The organism is uncultured Erythrobacter sp., from assembly GCF_947492365.1.
GTDB lineage: Bacteria > Pseudomonadota > Alphaproteobacteria > Sphingomonadales > Sphingomonadaceae > Erythrobacter.
The window spans coordinates 1,947,469-1,964,601 of the sequence record NZ_CANLMB010000001.1 but is presented as its reverse complement, the minus strand read 5'-3'; the positions used below and the strand labels follow the sequence as shown (position 1 = coordinate 1,964,601).

Here is a 17,133-nt window from a genome sequence, read left to right as displayed (position 1 = left end):
ATTGGCGCGATGGCTGCGGCGATGGTATCCGCCTGCGCCATGCAATTCAGTTACTTTTTCGCGCCAGTCCATTCCCTCACAGGATACGCCGCAGCATGAGCGGGGCGAGCCTCGCCTTCACCCTCGGCTCTTGCCTCTTCTTCATGGCGCTGGTCGGTTGGATCAGCTGGCTGAAGACGCGCGGGACGGCGGAGACCAAGGACGGATATTTCCTCGCAGGTCGCGGGCTGGGGGCGACCTTTATCGCGGGCTCGCTGCTGCTCACCAACCTGTCGGCGGAGCAGCTGACCGGCCTCAACGGATCGGCCTATGGTCACAATCTGTCGAGCATGGGCTGGGAAGTCACAGCAGCAGTCGCGACCATTGCGATGGCGCTGGTGTTCTTGCCCAAATATCTCGCGGGCGCATTCACCACTCTGCCGCAATTTCTGAACGACCGGTTCGACGCCGATGTGCGGCGGCTTTCGGTGCTGCTGTTCATGCTTGGCTACGGTCTCGTGACCATTCCTGGCGTGCTTTATGCAGGTAGCCTCGCGGTCAACGCCTTCTTCGATATGTCCGCGCTGACAGGACTGGCCGAGTTCGAGGCGCTGGTCTTCACGGTTGTGCTGATCGGAGTGGTTGGCGGCATCTATGCTGTGTTCGGAGGGCTGCGCGCGGTTGCTGTGTCGGACACGCTCAACGGCGTGGGCCTGCTCATCATCGGCATTCTGGTGCCTGTGCTCGGCCTGATCGCCTTGGGAGAGGGCAGCTTCAGCGCGGGGCTGGCGCAGCTCACCACCGAGCATCCCGAAAAGCTCAACGCGATAGGCTCCTCCAGTGATCCGACCCCGTTCGGGACGCTCTTCACCGGCATGATCTTCGCCAATCTGTTTTACTGGTGCACCAATCAATATGTCATCCAGCGAACCCTCGGCGCACGAAGCCTCGCCGAAGGGCAAAAGGGCGTGCTGTTCTCCGGCTTCTTCAAGATCATGGTGCCCTTCATGATGATGATCCCGGGCGTGATTGCGTTTCATATGTATGGGCCCCCAAGCGTTTCGGGTCTGGGCTCGATTGACCAAGCCTATCCGCGCCTGATCCGCGATGTGCTGCCGCTATGGCTGTCGGGCTTCTTCCTCGCGGTACTGCTGGGCGCGGTGTTCAGTTCGTTCAACTCGCTGCTCAATAGCGCCGCGACCCTGTTCAGCCTCGACGTCTATGCCCCCGCCAAGGCAAAAGCACGCGGCGGTGAGCCGAGCGATGCCGAGCTGGTGCGGGTCGCCAAGATCGCCAGCGTCGTGATCGCGCTCGCTTCTTTCGTCATCGCGCCGATGTTGTCCTATGCGGAGGACGGGCTGTGGCAGGTGATCCGCAAGTTCACCGGCTTTTACAACATCCCTACAATCGCGATTGTGATTGTCGGCCTGTTCACCGCGCGCGTTCCTGCACTGGGCGCGAAGATCGCGATCATCTTTCACGTCATTGCCTACTGGCTGATCCGCTTTCCGCTCGAAGACGTCATCACGCTGCACTTCATCCACCTTTATGCGGTGCTGTTTGTGATCGAAGTTGCGATCATGCTGGTCTGCGGCCGGATCGCCCCGCGCGAGAAAGCGTGGAAGTTCACCCGCGACGAGAAGGTCGACCTGACCCCGTGGCGCTTTGCCAGGCCGCTGGCGGTGACGCTCTTCTCCTGCGTGGTCGCCACTTACCTGCTGTTCTCGCCCATCGGCGTCGCCTCGGTAGGCGGGATGGGTGCCACATTTGCTACGCTGATGTCGGCGCTGATTGCGGGCAATCTGGCGTTGTGGGGCGTTAGCTTACGACGGGGCGCTGCAAAAGCAGGCTAGGCCGAACGTAACATGCTGTAATTCCATTGTTCAGCCGGAGTGCACGCTTTAACCCATATTGAAGATCTGGGGGCTAAAGCAGAATCGGAATCCGGAACCACCCCATGAGAACAGAGTTGCGCCATTACAACAAGCCAAGGTTGATCCATTTCGGATCGGTCCGCAATCTCACCGGCGGCAGCGCTACCGTTGGGCGCGATGGCGCGGTCACCAGTTCGCGCAATTCGCCGGGCGGCGGGTAGCGCTTAGGCAATCAAGCTGGCGAGCACGCGGCGTTTGCCTTCGAACGGCCTGCGCCCGTGCATGGTGAGGAAGTTGTCGACCAACGCGACATCGCCCACCTGCCATTCCAAATCATAAGTCAGTGCATTGGCAATCGCGATAGCGGGCGCCATGTCCCCCTGTGTGATTGGCGAGCCGTCGCCGAAGGTAATGCTCCGATTTGGATCATTCCTGCTGTCTGCCCATCCGCGAAACGCCGCGATCAGCTGGTTGAAGAAGGTGCGTCTGCCATCAGGCAGCGTTCGGATCGCAGGCAGGACAGGCGTGGTTGCACGCAGGGAACCGTCGTTCAGCCACTCCCAGCTATAGCTCAGTTCCACCAGGCGCGCCTCTGCCCCCACTCTGTCCGCGGCACTTAGAGTGCTGCGCCACGAGCGGCCTTGTCCTGAAGCCGCGTCATCATCGCCGGGCATGACATTGGTGTAGCGCACGCCATTGGCCTCGATCCTTGCGACGAATTCTGGGGCCTGCTCCGATAGACGGTCCAGAACCCAATCCGATCGGCACAGCGGCGTCGCTCCACCCTTGTCCGGAGCAATCTCGCAGTAGAAAAACAGCTTGGCCGGGTAGATTGGCGTTTGTGCCATCTCGTGATGGAGGAATATCTCGGTCGTGGGCGGCGCTTCGTTGGCGGTGAAGACGCGCGGGGTCACATTGGTGCGCACCGCATTGCTGAGCGAGTCTTCATAGGTGAAGCCGCCCTCGCCATAACCTTCCACCGCCGCATCGAAGGCCTGAGGATCGGGCACGTCGAAGCCGCGAAACAGCAGCGCTCCGGCATCGCCGAGCGCGAGATCGACTGCCTGCTTGTTGGCCGCAAGGAATGCCGCCAGATCGCCGCCGCCCGCAATGATGCCGGGAAATTCGCTCTGCTCTCTCTCAGTCATAGATCGGGTGAAACGTGTTGAAGGCGGCTTCGGCAAAGACGCCGGGATCGTTGAAGCGGCGGTTCTGGTTAAGCGAGGAAATCGCTGCCATCTCGACCGCGCTCAGCTCGAAATCGTCGATGGCAAGGTTCTCGCGCATCCGTTCCGGCTTGGTCGTCTTGGGGATCACCGCCGTGCCGCGTTGCACACCCCAGCGCAGCAGCACTTGTGCAGGCGTTTTGCCATGCGCCTGCGCGGCCACCATGACCGGCGCGGTGCCGAGCAGGCTCTCGCCCTCGGCAGCCATATCGAGTTCGAAATAACTTTGCGCGCCCAGCGGAGAAAAGGCGGTCACGTCCATGCCATATCCTTGCGCGCAGCGAATGAGATTATCCTGCGTCAGATAAGGATGCGCCTCGATCTGGAGCATTGCAGGTTTGACCGTCGCATAAGTCATCAGATCGTGCAGCAGAGCGGAATTGTAGTTGCACACGCCGATCTGCTTCACGAGGCCCTTTTCTACGAGTGCCTCCATCGCCTTCCACGTCTCGTGCAAAGGCACGCGGGCAGGTTTCATCACCGGCTCGGCGGCGTCGGGGTCGTGGAGCCATTCGGGCGGATAGCGCGTTTCGGGCGCGACATATTCGAGCGCGATGGGGAAGTGGATCAGATAGAGGTCGAGATAATCGAGCTGGAGGTCGGCAAGGCTCTTTCGGCAGGCCTCTTCGACATGTTCAGCGGCGTGGAAGGTGTTCCACAGCTTGGACGTCACCCACAGATCATCGCGGCTCGCCAACCCCTCGGCCATGGCCTGCGCGAGGCCTTCACCCGTCTCCGCCTCGTTGGCGTAGTCGGCGGCACTGTCGAAATGGCGATAGCCTGCACGCACCGCCTCGACGACGCTGGCGGCGGTGTGCTCGCGCGGGATTTTCCAGAGGCCGAAGCCGATGCGTGGCATGTTCAATCGGGGCATTGTGTCGGGCAAGTGCTAGTCCTCGAAATTGATGTCGACCGGCTGGCCGGTTGCGATGCTTTGCTGCGCGGCGACGCCCATGACAACCGAATGATAGCCGTCGCGCGCGGTGATATGCGGCTCGCCGCCTTCGACCAGCGCGCGGTGAAAGTGGAGCTGCTGGAAATAGGTCGCACCGTGGTGATCGCCTGCCGCAAGCGCTTCGGCAGGCGTTTCGACATGGGTGACAACCGGCCCGGAGCGGTCGCGCGGGGACCAGGTGATGTCGGCAGCGGGGATCTTGACTTCAAGCTTGCCGGTGGGGCCGACGACGCTGATCTCTTCCTGCTGTTCGGACCCTTCGGCGAACATGCACAGGTCGAGCACCGCGCGCGCTCCGCCGGCGAAATCGACGATGACAAAGGCGTTGTCGATAATGTCGGGCACTTCGCCGTCATAAAGCTCGTCGAGATGGTTCACATCCTGCCCGCCGCTGGCGAAGACGCGCACTGGCTCGTCGCGCAAGATGTGGCGCATCAGGTCGAAGAAGTGGCAGCACTTCTCCACCAAAGTCCCGCCGGTGTTGCGGTTGAAACGGTTCCAGTCGCCGATCTTGGGCAAGAAGGGGAAGCGGTGCTCGCGGATCGAAAGCATCTTTGCGTCCCCTGTTTCGCCCGCATGGACCCGCTCGGCAAAGCGCGTGACAGGCGGCATGTAGCGATATTCGAGGCCGACCCAGAAGAGGTGAGGGTAGCCGCGCACCGCCTCGGCCAGCGCCTTCGCGTCGGCGAGTTCGGTGCACATCGGCTTTTCGAGCAGCACCGCCGCGCCTGCCTCCATCACCGGTTTCACGACGTCGAAATGGGTGAAGTTGGGCGAAGCGATGATGACCGCATCGGGCTTCGTCGCTGCCAGCATTTTGGCATTGTCATCGAACAACTGCACGCTCTGGCCGAGCCTGCCCGCGTGATACTCCGCCGCCTTGCGCGAGCCTTCGAAAGGATCGGCAATCGCGACAAGCTCCGCGCCCGGCACCAGCGCGAGGTTCGACATGTGCTCGCGGCCCATCATGCCGCAGCCGATGATCGCATAGGTGCGCGTTTCGCTCATTGCGCCAGCGCCGTAATCGAAACGCCTGCCGGGTCAATTGTCTCGCCGGTCAGGTCGAAACGCACCGGCTGTGCGCTGTAATTGAAAGCAAAAAGATGCGTCGCGGTGCGGCGGATGCGCAGGCCTTCGGGCAGGGTGGCGGTGGCTATCCGCGCTTCGCCCGCGACCCGCCCGACCAGCAAGTCGAGCAGCGAGCGATCGGGCCATGCGGCGCAGTAACGGATGTTGTGCTGAGCAAAGACCACGCCGCGCCCGTCCTTGAGCACGAATTCGGGTTCGAGCGCGGTTTCAACATCCTCCCGCCAACGTGAGATTGTCCAGCCATTGCCTGTCTCGCTCACCCCGTCGCGGAGGCTTTCGACGCGGGTAATCGTTAGCGGGATGAGCGCGCGTAATTCGCCGGGCGCTAGGCTTTCAGGGATGCAGAAACTGTCGGTCTTGCTGCCAGAGCGCGGCCCGATCAGGACCGGGCAGGTGAGCGCTGCCAGCTTCTCGACCAGAGATGGCGCGGTGATTGGGAGGGTGGGGGCAAGCACGGCCTTATACCCCGACAGGTCAGCATCCGGTCCGACGATATCAACGTCGATGCCAGCGCGCCGCAAAGCCGAATACCATTCAAACGCCAACTCCAGATAGCGGAAGCTCTTGCCCTGCGGCTGGATGCCGCACACCCATGCCGCTTCGTAGGAAAACACGAGCGCAGCCTGAGCCTGAACCACCTCCTGCGCGCCCAATTCCTCGATTGCATCCGCCGCCGCGCGCGCTTCACCTGCAGCCTCCGCATCCGAACTGTCAGGCCGCAGCAGCCCTGCGTGCATCTGCTCCTGCGCGAACGGAGCCTGCCGCCAACGGAAATAGCTCGTGAATTCCGCCCCATGCGCCATCGCCTCGAGCGTCCAGAGCTTCACCATTCCGGGCAGAGGCGCAGGGTTGAAACGCGCCCAGTTCACCGGCCCCGGCTGCTGCTCGATGATTCCCCAGCGCCCATTGGCACAGCCGCGATAAAGATCGTGGTGAAAGGCGGCGATGTCGGGGTGGCCCTGACGCAGATAGGTGTTCTTCTCCTCCGCACTGAACCAGAACTGTTCGAGAAAGCCGAGCGGGTAAGAATCCCAAGTCGCTACATCGAGATCGCGCCCAACACCGTGGTGGTCGAACTCGGTGAAGAAGCCCATGAAATTGTGGGTGACGTCGCGGCCGGGAGAATGCTCGCGCAGGATGTCGACTTGCTCGCGGTTGAAACTCACAACTTCGTCGGAAGCGAAACGGCGATAGTCGAGCCAGTGGGCGGGATTGGCTTCGGTGACGGTCAGGTTAGGCGGGTCGATGGCGTCGAAGCTGGCATATTCCAAGCTCCAGAACACATTACCCCATGCCGCGTTCAGCGCGCCAACATCGCCATAGCGCGCCGCGCACCATTCGCGGAAACGCGCAGCAGCGGCGTCGGAGAAGCTGAGCACCGTATCGTGGCAGCCATATTCATTGTCGGTTTGCCACGCGGTGATTGCGGGGTGGTTGCCGTATCTTTCGGCGAGCGCGCGCGTGATCCGGCGGCTTTCGGCGCGATAGGGGAGATGCGAGAAGCAATAATGCCGCCGCGATCCGAAACCGCGCTTGCGGCCTGCCTCGTCGAGCGCGACCATATCAGGCATCCGGTCGACCAGCCATTTGGGCGGGGTCGCGGTCGGTGTGCAGAGCATCACTTTGAGGCCCGCATCGTGCAAAGTCGCAATTGCGCGGTCGAGCCAGCCCCAATCGAAGCGACCATCCTCCGGTTCGATCCGACTCCACGCAAATTCCCCGATGCGCACCAGCGATAGGCCCATTTCTGCCATGCGCCGCGCGTCGTCTGCCCACATCTTTTCGGGCCAGTGTTCGGGAAAATAACAGCAGCCGAGTTTCATTTAGGGGCACCCTTTGCAATTGTTGCTTGGCGTCCTAACCTTGCTTTTCCATCTGTGCCAGCGCGCATTCTGCTGCGCACCATTTACACATATAAAAATATCTTTATATGTGGTTTGCGATGGCCATCGACACAATCTTCAAGGCGCTTGCAGACCCAACGCGGCTGCGCATAGCCCGCCTGCTTTCCGCAATGGAACTCGCGGTGGGCGAGCTTGCGCAAGTGCTGGGCCAAAGCCAGCCGCGCGTTTCGCGCCATGTCGGCATTCTGTGCGATGCCGGGCTTGCCGAGCGCCGCCGCGAAGGCAGCTGGGTGTTCCTGCGCGCGACCATTGGCGGTTCCGGCGGCGCTGAAGAGGCCGATCCTGTGCTCGCCGCGCTCGACCGGATGCTGGCAATTGCCGAGCGCGAGAACAGCGAATTTGCGCGGGTCTGCGAAGAAGACCGCCGCAAGCTCGCTGCAATCCGCAGTTCGCGTGAAAGCAATGCGGAGGACTATTTCGCCCGCCATGCCGGAGAATGGGACGAGCTGCGCGCACTCCACACTCCCGATGGCAAGGTCGAAGAACACCTCTCCAAGGCTCTGGGCGAGGCGCCGCTCGGCGCGGTTCTGGATATCGGCACCGGCACGGGCCGCATGGCGGAGCTGTTCGCTGGCGAGGCTGAGCGCGTGGTGGCGCTCGACAAGAACCTCGAAATGCTGCGCGTCGCGCGGGCCAAGCTTCAGCATCTGCCTGCCTCGCAGGTCGAACTGGTGCAGGGCGATTTTGCCGATCTGCCCTTCGCCGCGCAAAGCTTTGACACTGTGCTGCTCCATCAGGTTCTGCACTTCGCGCAAGACCCTGCGCTGCCGCTGGCTGAAGCGGCGCGCGTCACGCGCCCCGCTGGCCGGATCGCCATCGTCGATTTTGCCGCGCATGATCACGAGGAATTGCGCGACCGCCACCAGCATGCCCGTCTCGGTTTCTCTGACAAGCAGATGCGCGAGCTTTTGCGCGCGGCCGGCTTCACCCCGTCTGATCCGATTGCACTCGAGGGCGGCGAACTGGTCGTCAAAATCTGGCTCGGCAAACGCCGCGGCACCCCTTCTGCAACAACCTCCACCCCCGCCAAAGTAGCTCAAAAATGACCCCGACGCTCGACCAACTGCAAGAAGCGCAAACCGCGCTGGGTGCGCCTTTATTTTCCGACCTGCCCGGCGATATCGCGATCAGCTTCGAATTCTTCCCGCCCAAGTCGGACAAGATGGCCGACACATTGTGGAAGAGTGTCGAAACGCTCGCTCCCCTTGGCCCGCGCTTTATCTCTGTCACCTATGGTGCAGGCGGAACGACGCGCGAGCGGACGCATCAGCAGGTTGTGCGGATCAATCAGGAGACCGGCATTCCGGCCGCCGCGCACCTCACCTGCGTCAATGCGACGCGCGAAGAGGTCGATGCGGTTGCGCGCCATTACTGGCAGAGCGGTATTCGCCACATTGTCGCGCTGCGCGGCGATCCGCCCGAGGGCGCGGGGCACTACACCCCGCATCCGGGCGGCTATGCCAATGCGGTCGAGTTGATCGCAGGCCTTAAACAGGTTGCGGATTTCGAGATATCGGTGGCCGCCTATCCCGAGGTTCACCCGGACTCGCCTGATGCGCAGGCCGATATTGAGAATTTGAAGGCCAAGTTCGATGCGGGCGCAACGCGCGCCATCACCCAGTTCTTCTTCGATCCCGAATGCTTCTTCCGCTTTCGCGACAAGGCCGCAGCTGCCGGGATTGATGCGGAAATCGTGCCGGGCGTGATGCCGGTGATGAGCTTTGCCGCCGTCCAGCGCATGAGCGGGATGTGCGGCACCGCGATCCCGGCATGGATGGAGGGGCTGTTTGACGGCCTCGACGAGCGCCCCGCGGCGCGCCAGCTGGTCAGCGCAACTATCGCTGCCGAACTGTGCCGCAAACTCTACGCAGGCGGTGTGCGTGACTTTCACTTTTACACATTGAACCGCGCCGAGCTGAGCTATGCCATCTGTCATATGCTCGGCAAGCGCCCGGTCTCGGAGAATAGACAATGAGCGCGCGCGAACAGCTAAAGGTCGCCGCAGCCGAGCGGGTGTTGATCTTTGACGGCGCATTCGGGACGCAAATCCAGGATCGCAAACTGTCCGAGGAAGACTACGCCGGTGATCTTGGCCTTGCCGCAGACCAGAAGGGCAATAACGATATCCTCGCTCTGACGCGGCCCGATGTGATCGCCGACATTACCCGCGCCTATCTCGATGCGGGTTCGGACGTCATCTCTACCAACACCTTCTCTGCCAATCGCATCTCGCAGGCGGATTACGCGGCGGAGGACCGTGTCGAGGCGATCAACATTGCCAGCGGCAAAATCGCGCGCGAACTGGCGGATGAATATCAGGCCAGGGACGGCAGACCGCGCTTTGTCGCAGGCGCAATCGGGCCAACCAACAAGACGCTTTCACTGAGCCCCGATGTCGAAGACCCCGGCTACCGCGAAATCGATTTTGACGAGCTGACCGCTGTTTACAAAGAACAGGCTGCCGCGCTGATCGAAGGCGGAGTTGATTTCATCTTGATCGAGACGATCTTTGACACGCTCAACGCCAAGGCCGGCATTATGGCGGTCAAGCAGCTGGAGCAGGATCTGGGCCGCGATGTGCCGCTCATGATCTCCATGACGCTGACCGACCTGTCTGGCCGCAATCTGTCCGGCCACACGGTCGAGGCGTTCTGGTATGCGGTGCGCCACGCGAAACCGGCAACCATCGGCCTCAATTGCAGTTTCGGCGCGGATCAGCTGCGCCCGCATGTGCAGGTGCTTTCCGCCATCGCCGACACCCTGCTGATGGCCTATCCCAATGCCGGACTCCCCAATGAGCTGGGTGAGTATGACGAGATGCCGGAAACGACAGCGGGCCTCGTGAAGCAATGGGCCGAGAACGGGCAGGCCAATATCCTTGGCGGCTGCTGTGGTTCCTCGCCCGCTCACATCAAGGCGATTGCCGAAGCGGTGAACGGCCTTACCCCGCGCTCTGTGCCCACGCCCGAAACTGCGATGCGCCTGTCGGGCCTTGAAGCTTTTGTAGTGGCGGCCTGATCCATGACTGAACAGCAATCCCCCAACCAATCCATCGCGCGCTTCATCAATATCGGTGAGCGCACCAATGTCACCGGCTCGGCGCGCTTCAAAAAGCTTATCATGGGCGATGATTACGCCGCCGCAGTCGAGGTCGCTCGCCAGCAGGTCGAAAACGGCGCGCAGGTGATCGACGTCAATATGGATGAGGGTCTGCTCGACGCCGAAGCGGCGATGACGACATTCCTCAAACTGATCGCCGCAGAACCCGATATTGCGCGGGTTCCGGTGATGATCGACAGTTCCAAATGGGACGTGATCGAAGCGGGTCTGAAATGCGTTTCGGGCAAGCCGATTGTGAACTCTATCAGCATGAAGGAAGGCGAAGAGCTGTTCCTCGAGCAAGCGCGCAAATGCATGGCTTACGGCGCGGCTGTGGTTGTGATGGCGTTCGACACGGTCGGACAGGCTGACACCAAAGAGCGCAAGATCGAGATTTGCAAGCGCGCCTATGACCTGCTGACCGGCATCGGCTTTCCGCCCGAAGATATCATCTTCGACCCCAACATCTTTGCGGTGGCCACGGGGATCGAAGAGCACAATCGCTACGGGCTCGATTTTCTGGAGGCTGTGCGCGAGATCAAGCGGCAATGCCCGCATGCAAAGACTTCGGGCGGGCTTTCCAACCTGTCCTTCAGCTTTCGTGGCAACGAGACGGTGCGCCGCGCGATGCATTCGGTGTTCCTCTACCACGCCATTCCGGCGGGTCTCGACATGGCGATCGTCAATGCGGGGCAGCTCGACGTCTATGACACGATCGACCCGACCTTGCGAGACGCCTGCGAAGACGTGATCCTGATGCGGCGTGACGACGCGACCGAGCGGCTGATCGACCTGGCCGAAAGCTACAAGGGCAAGTCGGTTGCCGACGAAAAGGCAGCCGAGGAATGGCGGGGCTGGGAGGTCAAGCGGCGGCTCGAACACGCTTTGGTCAAAGGCATCGACGCGCATATTGTTGCTGACACCGAAGAAGCGCGCGCGGCTTTGTTCGCATCAGGCGGGCGGCCTATCGAAGTGATCGAAGGCCCGCTGATGGACGGCATGAATGTCGTCGGCGATCTGTTCGGATCGGGCAAGATGTTCCTGCCGCAAGTCGTCAAATCAGCGCGCGTGATGAAGAAAGCGGTCGCGCATCTCATCCCCTTTATCGAGGAGGAGAAGCTGCTGCTGCCCGAGGCTGAGCGCAGCTCCAAAGGCACGATCATCATGGCGACCGTGAAGGGCGACGTGCACGATATCGGCAAGAACATCGTCGGCGTCGTGCTGCAGTGCAACGGCTATGACGTGATCGATATGGGTGTCATGGTGCCGTGGCAGGACATCCTGAAATCGGCCAATGACAACAAGGCGGATATGATCGGGCTTTCGGGCCTCATTACCCCTTCGCTGGACGAGATGGTGACGGTTGCCGAAGAGATGAGCCGCGCCGAAATGACTATGCCGCTGCTGATCGGCGGGGCGACCACCAGCAAGGTCCACACCGCGCTGAGGATCGATCCAAAATATGATGGCCCGGTGATCCACGTGCTCGATGCAAGCCGCGCGGTGGGTGTGGCCTCAAAACTGCTGTCCGATACGCAGCGTGATGGTCTGGTGAGCGAGACCGCCCAGGAATACGTCAAGGTCCGCGATGCGCGTGCGGGTAAGGCGGAAAAGCAGCTTCTCACGATCGAAGAGGCGCGCGCAAACTTCTACGACGCCTATCTTTCGGACAAGCCCGCGCCGCCTTTGCAGCCGGGTGTTCACACATTCGAAGATTGGCCGCTCGAAGACCTGCGCGACTATATCGACTGGACCCCGTTCTTCCGCGCGTGGGAACTGCACGGCAACTATCCCAAGATTCTCGACGATGAAGTGGTGGGCGAAAGCGCGCGCAGTCTGAAGGCTGATGCGGATGCAATGCTCGACCAGATTATCGCGGAGAAATGGCTGACGGCGAAGGGCGTGTGCGGTTTCTGGCCGTGCGCGCGTGACGGCGATGACATCACGATCCACCGCGAATTTATTCGTGAAGGGGGTCGCGAAGAGCATGTGGTGCTTCCTATGCTGCGCCAGCAGATCAAGAAGTCGCGCGACCGGGCCAATATGTGCCTTGCCGACTTCATCGATCCCAATGGCGACTGGATCGGCGGATTTGCGGTCGGTATCCACGGGATCGACGAGCATTCGGCGCGCTTCCAGGCGGACAAGGACGATTATTCGGACATCCTGCTCAAAGCGCTCTCTGACCGCTTTGCTGAGGCTTTTGCTGAGCGGCTGCACAAGCATGTGCGCACCGATCTGTGGGGCTATTCGCCCGGTGAGCAGCTGACCAATGAGGCGCTGGTCAAAGAAGAATATCGCGGTATCCGACCAGCGCCCGGCTATCCAGCATGCCCGGACCATTCGCTCAAACCGATCCTGTTCGACCTGCTCGAGGCGGAGAAGAACACCGGGATCAGCCTGACCGAAAGCTTTGCCATGTGGCCAACCTCGGCGGTGAGCGGGTTCTATTTCGGCCACCCGGAAGCGGAATATTTCGGGGTTGCCAAAATCGGACGCGACCAGCTTGAGGAATATGCGACCCGGCGCGGGGTTGATATGGCGACGGCAGAGCGTTGGCTGCGGCCCAACCTCTAGCCGCCAATTCTCCGCCAATTTCCCGAAAAGTCCTGTGAGAGGCTCAGTCCTACGCACCTTCACCTAGGTCGGCGTTAACCATTTCCGGTAAGCATTGGCTCGCTTCCACCGCACGGCAGAGCGAAGCCATAATGCGGTAAGCTCCGATTAAAACGTCGGAAAAGCTGGCTAATTTGTATCATAGTGTTATTAAATTGCTCGACTCGCAGAGTGGATCATTGCATTTTCGCTCATCGAGAAAATTAACCTTTGTTAGGGCTGCCTATGGGCAGGGGGGAATTGAGGATGATACGCTCTTTTGCGTTTGCTGCGGCTTTTGGTTGCTGTGCAATCGCGAGTCCGGCGCTGGCACAGGATCTGGTGCATGAGCCGATCAGCCCGACTTTCGGCGGCAACCCCTTTAATTCCAATCACATTCTCGGCACTGCCAACGCGCAGAACAACACGACCGACCCCAATGCAGTTGATCGCAACAGCCAGTCGAGCATCTTCGCCCGCCAGCTGGAATCGCGGCTCTTGTCAGCGCTGTCGTCGCAGATTGTCGACGCGATCTTTGGCGAAAATCCGCAAGAATCGGGCACGATCAGTTTCGGCGGTCAGACAATCGAATTCTTCCGCTCACTCGATGAGGTGACGCTGATCATCCGCAATGATGATACGGGCGAAGAAACCCGCATCGTGATCCCTCTGTTTATCGAGGTGAACTGATGCGCGCCCTTGCGAAACTTGGCGCGAAGATCGGTCTGGCCACCGCGCTCGCCCTTGGTCTGGGCGGGTGTATGAGTGTTGGGCAGGATGGGCGCAATCTGCTGCCCGAAAGCACCAGCCTCGCTTACTTCCCCAAGAAAACGCAGACGCAAAATCTGCTGCAACAGCTTCCTGGCCCGCAGCGGCAGGTGGCGATTGCAGTCTATGGTTTCACCGATCAGACCGGCCAGTTCCGACCGACCAATACCGGTCAGACATTGTCGCGCGCTGTCACGCAGGGCGCAGGTTCGATCCTGGTAAAGGCTCTGCAGGATGCGGGCGACCGTCAATGGTTCACCGTGGTCGAGCGCGAGCGTCTCGATAACCTGCTGAAAGAACGCCAGATCATCGGCGAAATGCGCCGCCGCTATCTCGGTGAAGAGCAGATCGATCCCAATGCGCTGCCCGCTCTGCTGTTTGCCGGCGTGCTGCTCGAAGGCGGGATCGTCGGCTATGACACCAACACTGTGACCGGAGGCGCTGGTGCAGCGTTTCTCGGCATCGGGGCGCGGACCGAATACCGGCAGGACACTGTGACGGTTTACCTGCGCGCGGTTTCTGTGCGCACCGGCGAAGTGCTCACCAATGTTCAGGCATCCAAGACGATTGCCAGTCAGGCCATCGGCGCAAGTGCCTATCGCTTTGTGGCTTTCCGCGAACTGCTTGAAGCGGAGTGGGGCATCACTTCGAATGAGCCAGATCAGGTCGCGCTCCAGCAAGCCATTGAAAAGGCGGTTTACGGGCTGGTGCTCGAAGGCGTCGATCTGGGCCTGTGGCGTTTCGCCGACATGGAAGGCGCCGAGGCGCTGCTCAGCACCTACCGCGCAGAGCGTGATGGAATTTACGATGCGCGCGACGTGCAGCAAGCAGTCGAACGCGCAGGCTCGCTGACCGCTCTAACGGTGGTCGATGACGGGGATGACAACGACGGGGGGTCGTAGTCGAGAAGCTTTTGAATTGAAGTCGGTGCGCACCGCAAAAAATGAGGGCGCATCGCGGGTCGCAGAAGAAACGCACGCAAAGGAGCTGCAACTCCGATGCGTGCAGTGAATTGGATGGCGATATCCTGATAGCTCGACGTCTCAATGCGTCGTTGCGTTCTGCGGTCATCGCCTGTGATGTCAGGTGATACAAGTATGAAGAACTACCTATATCTTGCAGTTTCGACGCTGGCGCTTTCGGTAAGTGTGACAGCCTCAGCGCAGGACAATTCGAGTACTGTTTCTCAAACCGGAACAGGCAGCGCCGTCTCTGTCACGCAGGGCGGTCCGGATGGTGGTAACTCTTCGACTGTCGATCAGAGCGCTGACACCAGCACGATCAATGTTACGCAGACCGGCATTGATCTTGTCGCACCAAGCCCCGACACCAATTCCAGCGACATCACGCAGGCTGGCGCCAACCAGATCGTCAATTCGGCGCAGACCGGTGATGCGAACGATTCCACCGTCACCCAAAGCGGCGTCGATATGGAAGTCGCGCTGGTCCAGGGCGGCATCGGCAACAGCTCGACCGTGAGCCAGTCCGACACAGATAATTTCGCCGATGTTCTGCAAGATGGCGACGACAACACTTCGACCATCACGCAGTCAGACCTCGACGGTACGATCGATGTCGATCAGCTGGGCGAGCGCAATTCGAGCACCATCACTCAGCGCGATGACAACAACACCAATGCGGTTGTTCTGCAAACCAGTAGCGACAACACCTCGACGATTGATCAGCGCGCATCGAACAGCGATGCTTTTGTGACGCAGAGCGGCGAGATGAACACTTCGACGCTTGTTCAAGGCATTATCTCGGACAATCAGACGGCGACGATCACGCAAAGTGGTGACCGCAACTCCTCTGATGTCCAGCAGGGTATCAACGGCACTGGCCCGCTTGACGATGACAACGATGTTTTTGTCAATCAGCAAGGCGATGACAACATCGCCGTGGTTCGCCAGATCAACGAGCTCAACCTCGCGGACATCCTGCAAACCGGCGACCGCAACGAAGCGCGGGTCGAAAGCCAGGGCACCGGTCTTTCTGCGAGCGGCAATGAAGACCACACCGCGACCTTCATCCAAAGCGGTGACGACAACTTCGCCTCGGTCAATCAGCCGGGTGATGAAGGCACGTTCACTGTTACCCAGTCTGGCAATATGAACAGCTCGACCGGAACGCAGAGCGGCATTCGTCCGACCGCCACTGTCACGCAATCGAGCGACAACAATACGTCGGCGATCACCCAATCGGGCACTGACAGCACGACCACAATTGTGCAGGACGGCGTCTTTGGCGGCGGAAGCTCGACGGTCGATCAAAGCGGAGACAACAGCTCGATCTTGGTCACGCAAACCGGGTTTGACCTTGGTCTGCCTGCGACCACCAACACCAGCACTGTCACTCAAAGCGGTGACATGAGCATTGTGGTCTCTGCGCAAGTGGGCGACGAAAACAGCTCAACCATGACGCAGGGCGGCACCCTCAATCTGGCTAATTTGCTTCAGGGTGGTACGGGTAACACATCGGGCATTACGCAATCTGGCATGGCCAATGTTGCGGATGTCGATCAGGATGGCGACGACAATACTTCGACGCTCAGCCAGACCGGCACCAATGGTGATGCAACGGTATTGCAAGTCAGCGATGACAGCACTGCGACGCTGACCCAGACGGGTGATCAGAATATTGGGGATATTGATCAGTCCGGGACCAACCAGACCTCGACCATCACGCAGTCCTCGACTGACCTTGGTGGGGCAATTTTTTCCTCATTTGCGCGAAGTGAGCAGATCGGCGCGGATCATGTTTCCACCATTGACCAGAGCGGCGGGAATGCCGGGATCAATTGGGGCGTCCCCGGTGGCTCTGCTTCCGTCACCGCGTTCGTGAGGCAAGAAGGCACGGGCAACACGTCCACCGTGAACCAGCCCGGCGATTCGGCAAACGCCAGCGTGTTCCAAGACAGCTCGATGAACACCTCGACCGTCACGCAAGATGGCGATCGCATGTTGGCGGTGGTGACGCAGGAAATGGGCGACGGGAATACATCGACCATTACGCAGTCGGGTCTGACCGCTGCACCAGGCCTTGCCGATGTTCAGACTGCTCAACGGGGTAGCAACAACACCTCAACCGTGCTTCAGGACGGCGTGTCTGTGGCAGGATTTCAAACCCTGCTGGTTCGCCCGATGCAAATTGGCGATGACAATGTTTCAGACGTCACCCAGTCTGGCACCGACAATCGCGTTTTTGTCGATCAGGTCGGCAACGCCAATGACAGTCTGGTCGTGCAGATCGCCGGTAGCGCCACCAGCACCGCCGATGTCAACCAGTCTGCCAACGACGGCATCAGCCGTGTGTTCCAGGGCGGCACCACGCAAGTCGCGACGCTCAACCAGAATGGCAATGGCAACGAGAGCGAAATCGATCAGGGCTTTACTGGCGGCGCGACCAACACTGCGACTGTCACTCAAAACGGATCCGGCAATCTGAGCCTTGCCCAGCAAGGGTTTGACGCGATCAGCACCGACAACACCCTCACTGTCACGCAAAACGGGACTGATGGGATCAGCGTCATTGCGCAGAACGGCGACCTCAACGGAGCCACCGTCACGCAAGGCGGCATTGGTGATTTTTCGAGTGTCTCGCAAACCGGCACCGGCAACGCCGCCACCGTGACGCAGAACTAGGAG

13 protein-coding genes are annotated in these 17,133 nt (G+C 60.5%); 9 read left to right on the top strand and 4 right to left on the bottom strand.

Annotated elements, in window-relative coordinates:
* Nucleotides 1-95: 95 nt before the first annotated feature.
* Together Q0887_RS09340 and Q0887_RS09335 are read left to right on the top strand one after the other, a co-directional pair.
* The gene (locus Q0887_RS09340; protein ID WP_299194247.1) at nucleotides 96-1,832 is read left to right on the top strand and encodes a solute:sodium symporter family transporter; all 1,737 of its coding nucleotides are present in this window, start codon (nucleotides 96-98) and stop codon (nucleotides 1,830-1,832) included.
* A 104-nt stretch (nucleotides 1,833-1,936) separates the two neighbouring features.
* The gene (locus Q0887_RS09335) at nucleotides 1,937-2,074 is read left to right on the top strand and encodes a hypothetical protein (protein ID WP_299194245.1); all 138 of its coding nucleotides are present in this window, start codon (nucleotides 1,937-1,939) and stop codon (nucleotides 2,072-2,074) included.
* A gap of 3 nt (nucleotides 2,075-2,077) precedes the next feature.
* Here the strand turns inward: Q0887_RS09335 and Q0887_RS09330 are convergent, their stop codons facing one another.
* The 4 genes from Q0887_RS09330 to Q0887_RS09315 are packed head-to-tail and all read right to left on the bottom strand — an operon-like array spanning nucleotide 2,078 to nucleotide 6,946.
* Entirely contained in the window at nucleotides 2,078-3,001 is a 924-nt protein-coding gene (locus tag Q0887_RS09330; RefSeq protein WP_299194243.1) for a TauD/TfdA family dioxygenase, read from the bottom strand.
* Complete coding sequence (locus Q0887_RS09325; RefSeq protein WP_299194241.1) at nucleotides 2,994-3,953, bottom strand: aldo/keto reductase; 960 nt, start codon at nucleotides 3,951-3,953, stop codon at nucleotides 2,994-2,996. The genes Q0887_RS09330 and Q0887_RS09325 overlap by 8 nt, the downstream gene beginning before the upstream one ends.
* A gap of 15 nt (nucleotides 3,954-3,968) precedes the next feature.
* Entirely contained in the window at nucleotides 3,969-5,042 is a 1,074-nt protein-coding gene (locus Q0887_RS09320) for a Gfo/Idh/MocA family oxidoreductase (RefSeq protein WP_299194239.1), read from the bottom strand.
* The gene (locus tag Q0887_RS09315; RefSeq protein WP_299194237.1) at nucleotides 5,039-6,946 is read right to left on the bottom strand and encodes a beta-galactosidase; all 1,908 of its coding nucleotides are present in this window, start codon (nucleotides 6,944-6,946) and stop codon (nucleotides 5,039-5,041) included. Before Q0887_RS09315 ends, Q0887_RS09320 begins: the two co-directional genes overlap by 4 nt.
* A gap of 119 nt (nucleotides 6,947-7,065) precedes the next feature.
* On the opposite strand from Q0887_RS09315, the gene Q0887_RS09310 reads away from it, so the two are divergent.
* The 7 genes from Q0887_RS09310 to Q0887_RS09280 all read left to right on the top strand — a co-directional run bounded on the left by Q0887_RS09310 (nucleotide 7,066) and on the right by Q0887_RS09280 (nucleotide 17,130).
* Entirely contained in the window at nucleotides 7,066-8,073 is a 1,008-nt protein-coding gene (locus tag Q0887_RS09310) for a metalloregulator ArsR/SmtB family transcription factor (protein ID WP_299194235.1), read from the top strand.
* Nucleotides 8,070-9,002 carry a methylenetetrahydrofolate reductase gene (metF, locus tag Q0887_RS09305; protein WP_299194233.1) on the top strand — a complete coding sequence of 311 codons (933 nt, stop codon included), beginning with the start codon at nucleotides 8,070-8,072 and terminating at the stop codon, nucleotides 9,000-9,002. The genes Q0887_RS09310 and metF overlap by 4 nt, the downstream gene beginning before the upstream one ends.
* On the top strand, nucleotides 8,999-10,045 hold the full coding sequence (locus tag Q0887_RS09300; protein ID WP_299194231.1) for a homocysteine S-methyltransferase family protein: 1,047 nt from the start codon (nucleotides 8,999-9,001) through the stop codon (nucleotides 10,043-10,045). The genes metF and Q0887_RS09300 overlap by 4 nt, the downstream gene beginning before the upstream one ends.
* 3 nt (nucleotides 10,046-10,048) lie before the next feature.
* Complete coding sequence (gene metH, locus Q0887_RS09295) at nucleotides 10,049-12,703, top strand: methionine synthase (RefSeq protein ID WP_299194230.1); 2,655 nt, start codon at nucleotides 10,049-10,051, stop codon at nucleotides 12,701-12,703.
* Nucleotides 12,704-12,988: 285 nt separating this feature from the next.
* A complete protein-coding gene (locus Q0887_RS09290; protein ID WP_299194228.1) occupies nucleotides 12,989-13,411 on the top strand; it encodes a curli assembly protein CsgF in 423 nt (140 codons plus the stop codon).
* Nucleotides 13,411-14,391, top strand: a complete 981-nt coding sequence (locus Q0887_RS09285; RefSeq protein ID WP_299194226.1) for a CsgG/HfaB family protein — start codon at nucleotides 13,411-13,413, stop codon at nucleotides 14,389-14,391. The genes Q0887_RS09290 and Q0887_RS09285 overlap by 1 nt, the downstream gene beginning before the upstream one ends.
* Before the next feature lie 195 nt (nucleotides 14,392-14,586).
* Nucleotides 14,587-17,130: a hypothetical protein gene (locus tag Q0887_RS09280; RefSeq protein ID WP_299194224.1), complete on the top strand. Its 2,544-nt coding sequence runs from the start codon at nucleotides 14,587-14,589 to the stop codon at nucleotides 17,128-17,130.
* Nucleotides 17,131-17,133 lie beyond the last annotated feature (3 nt).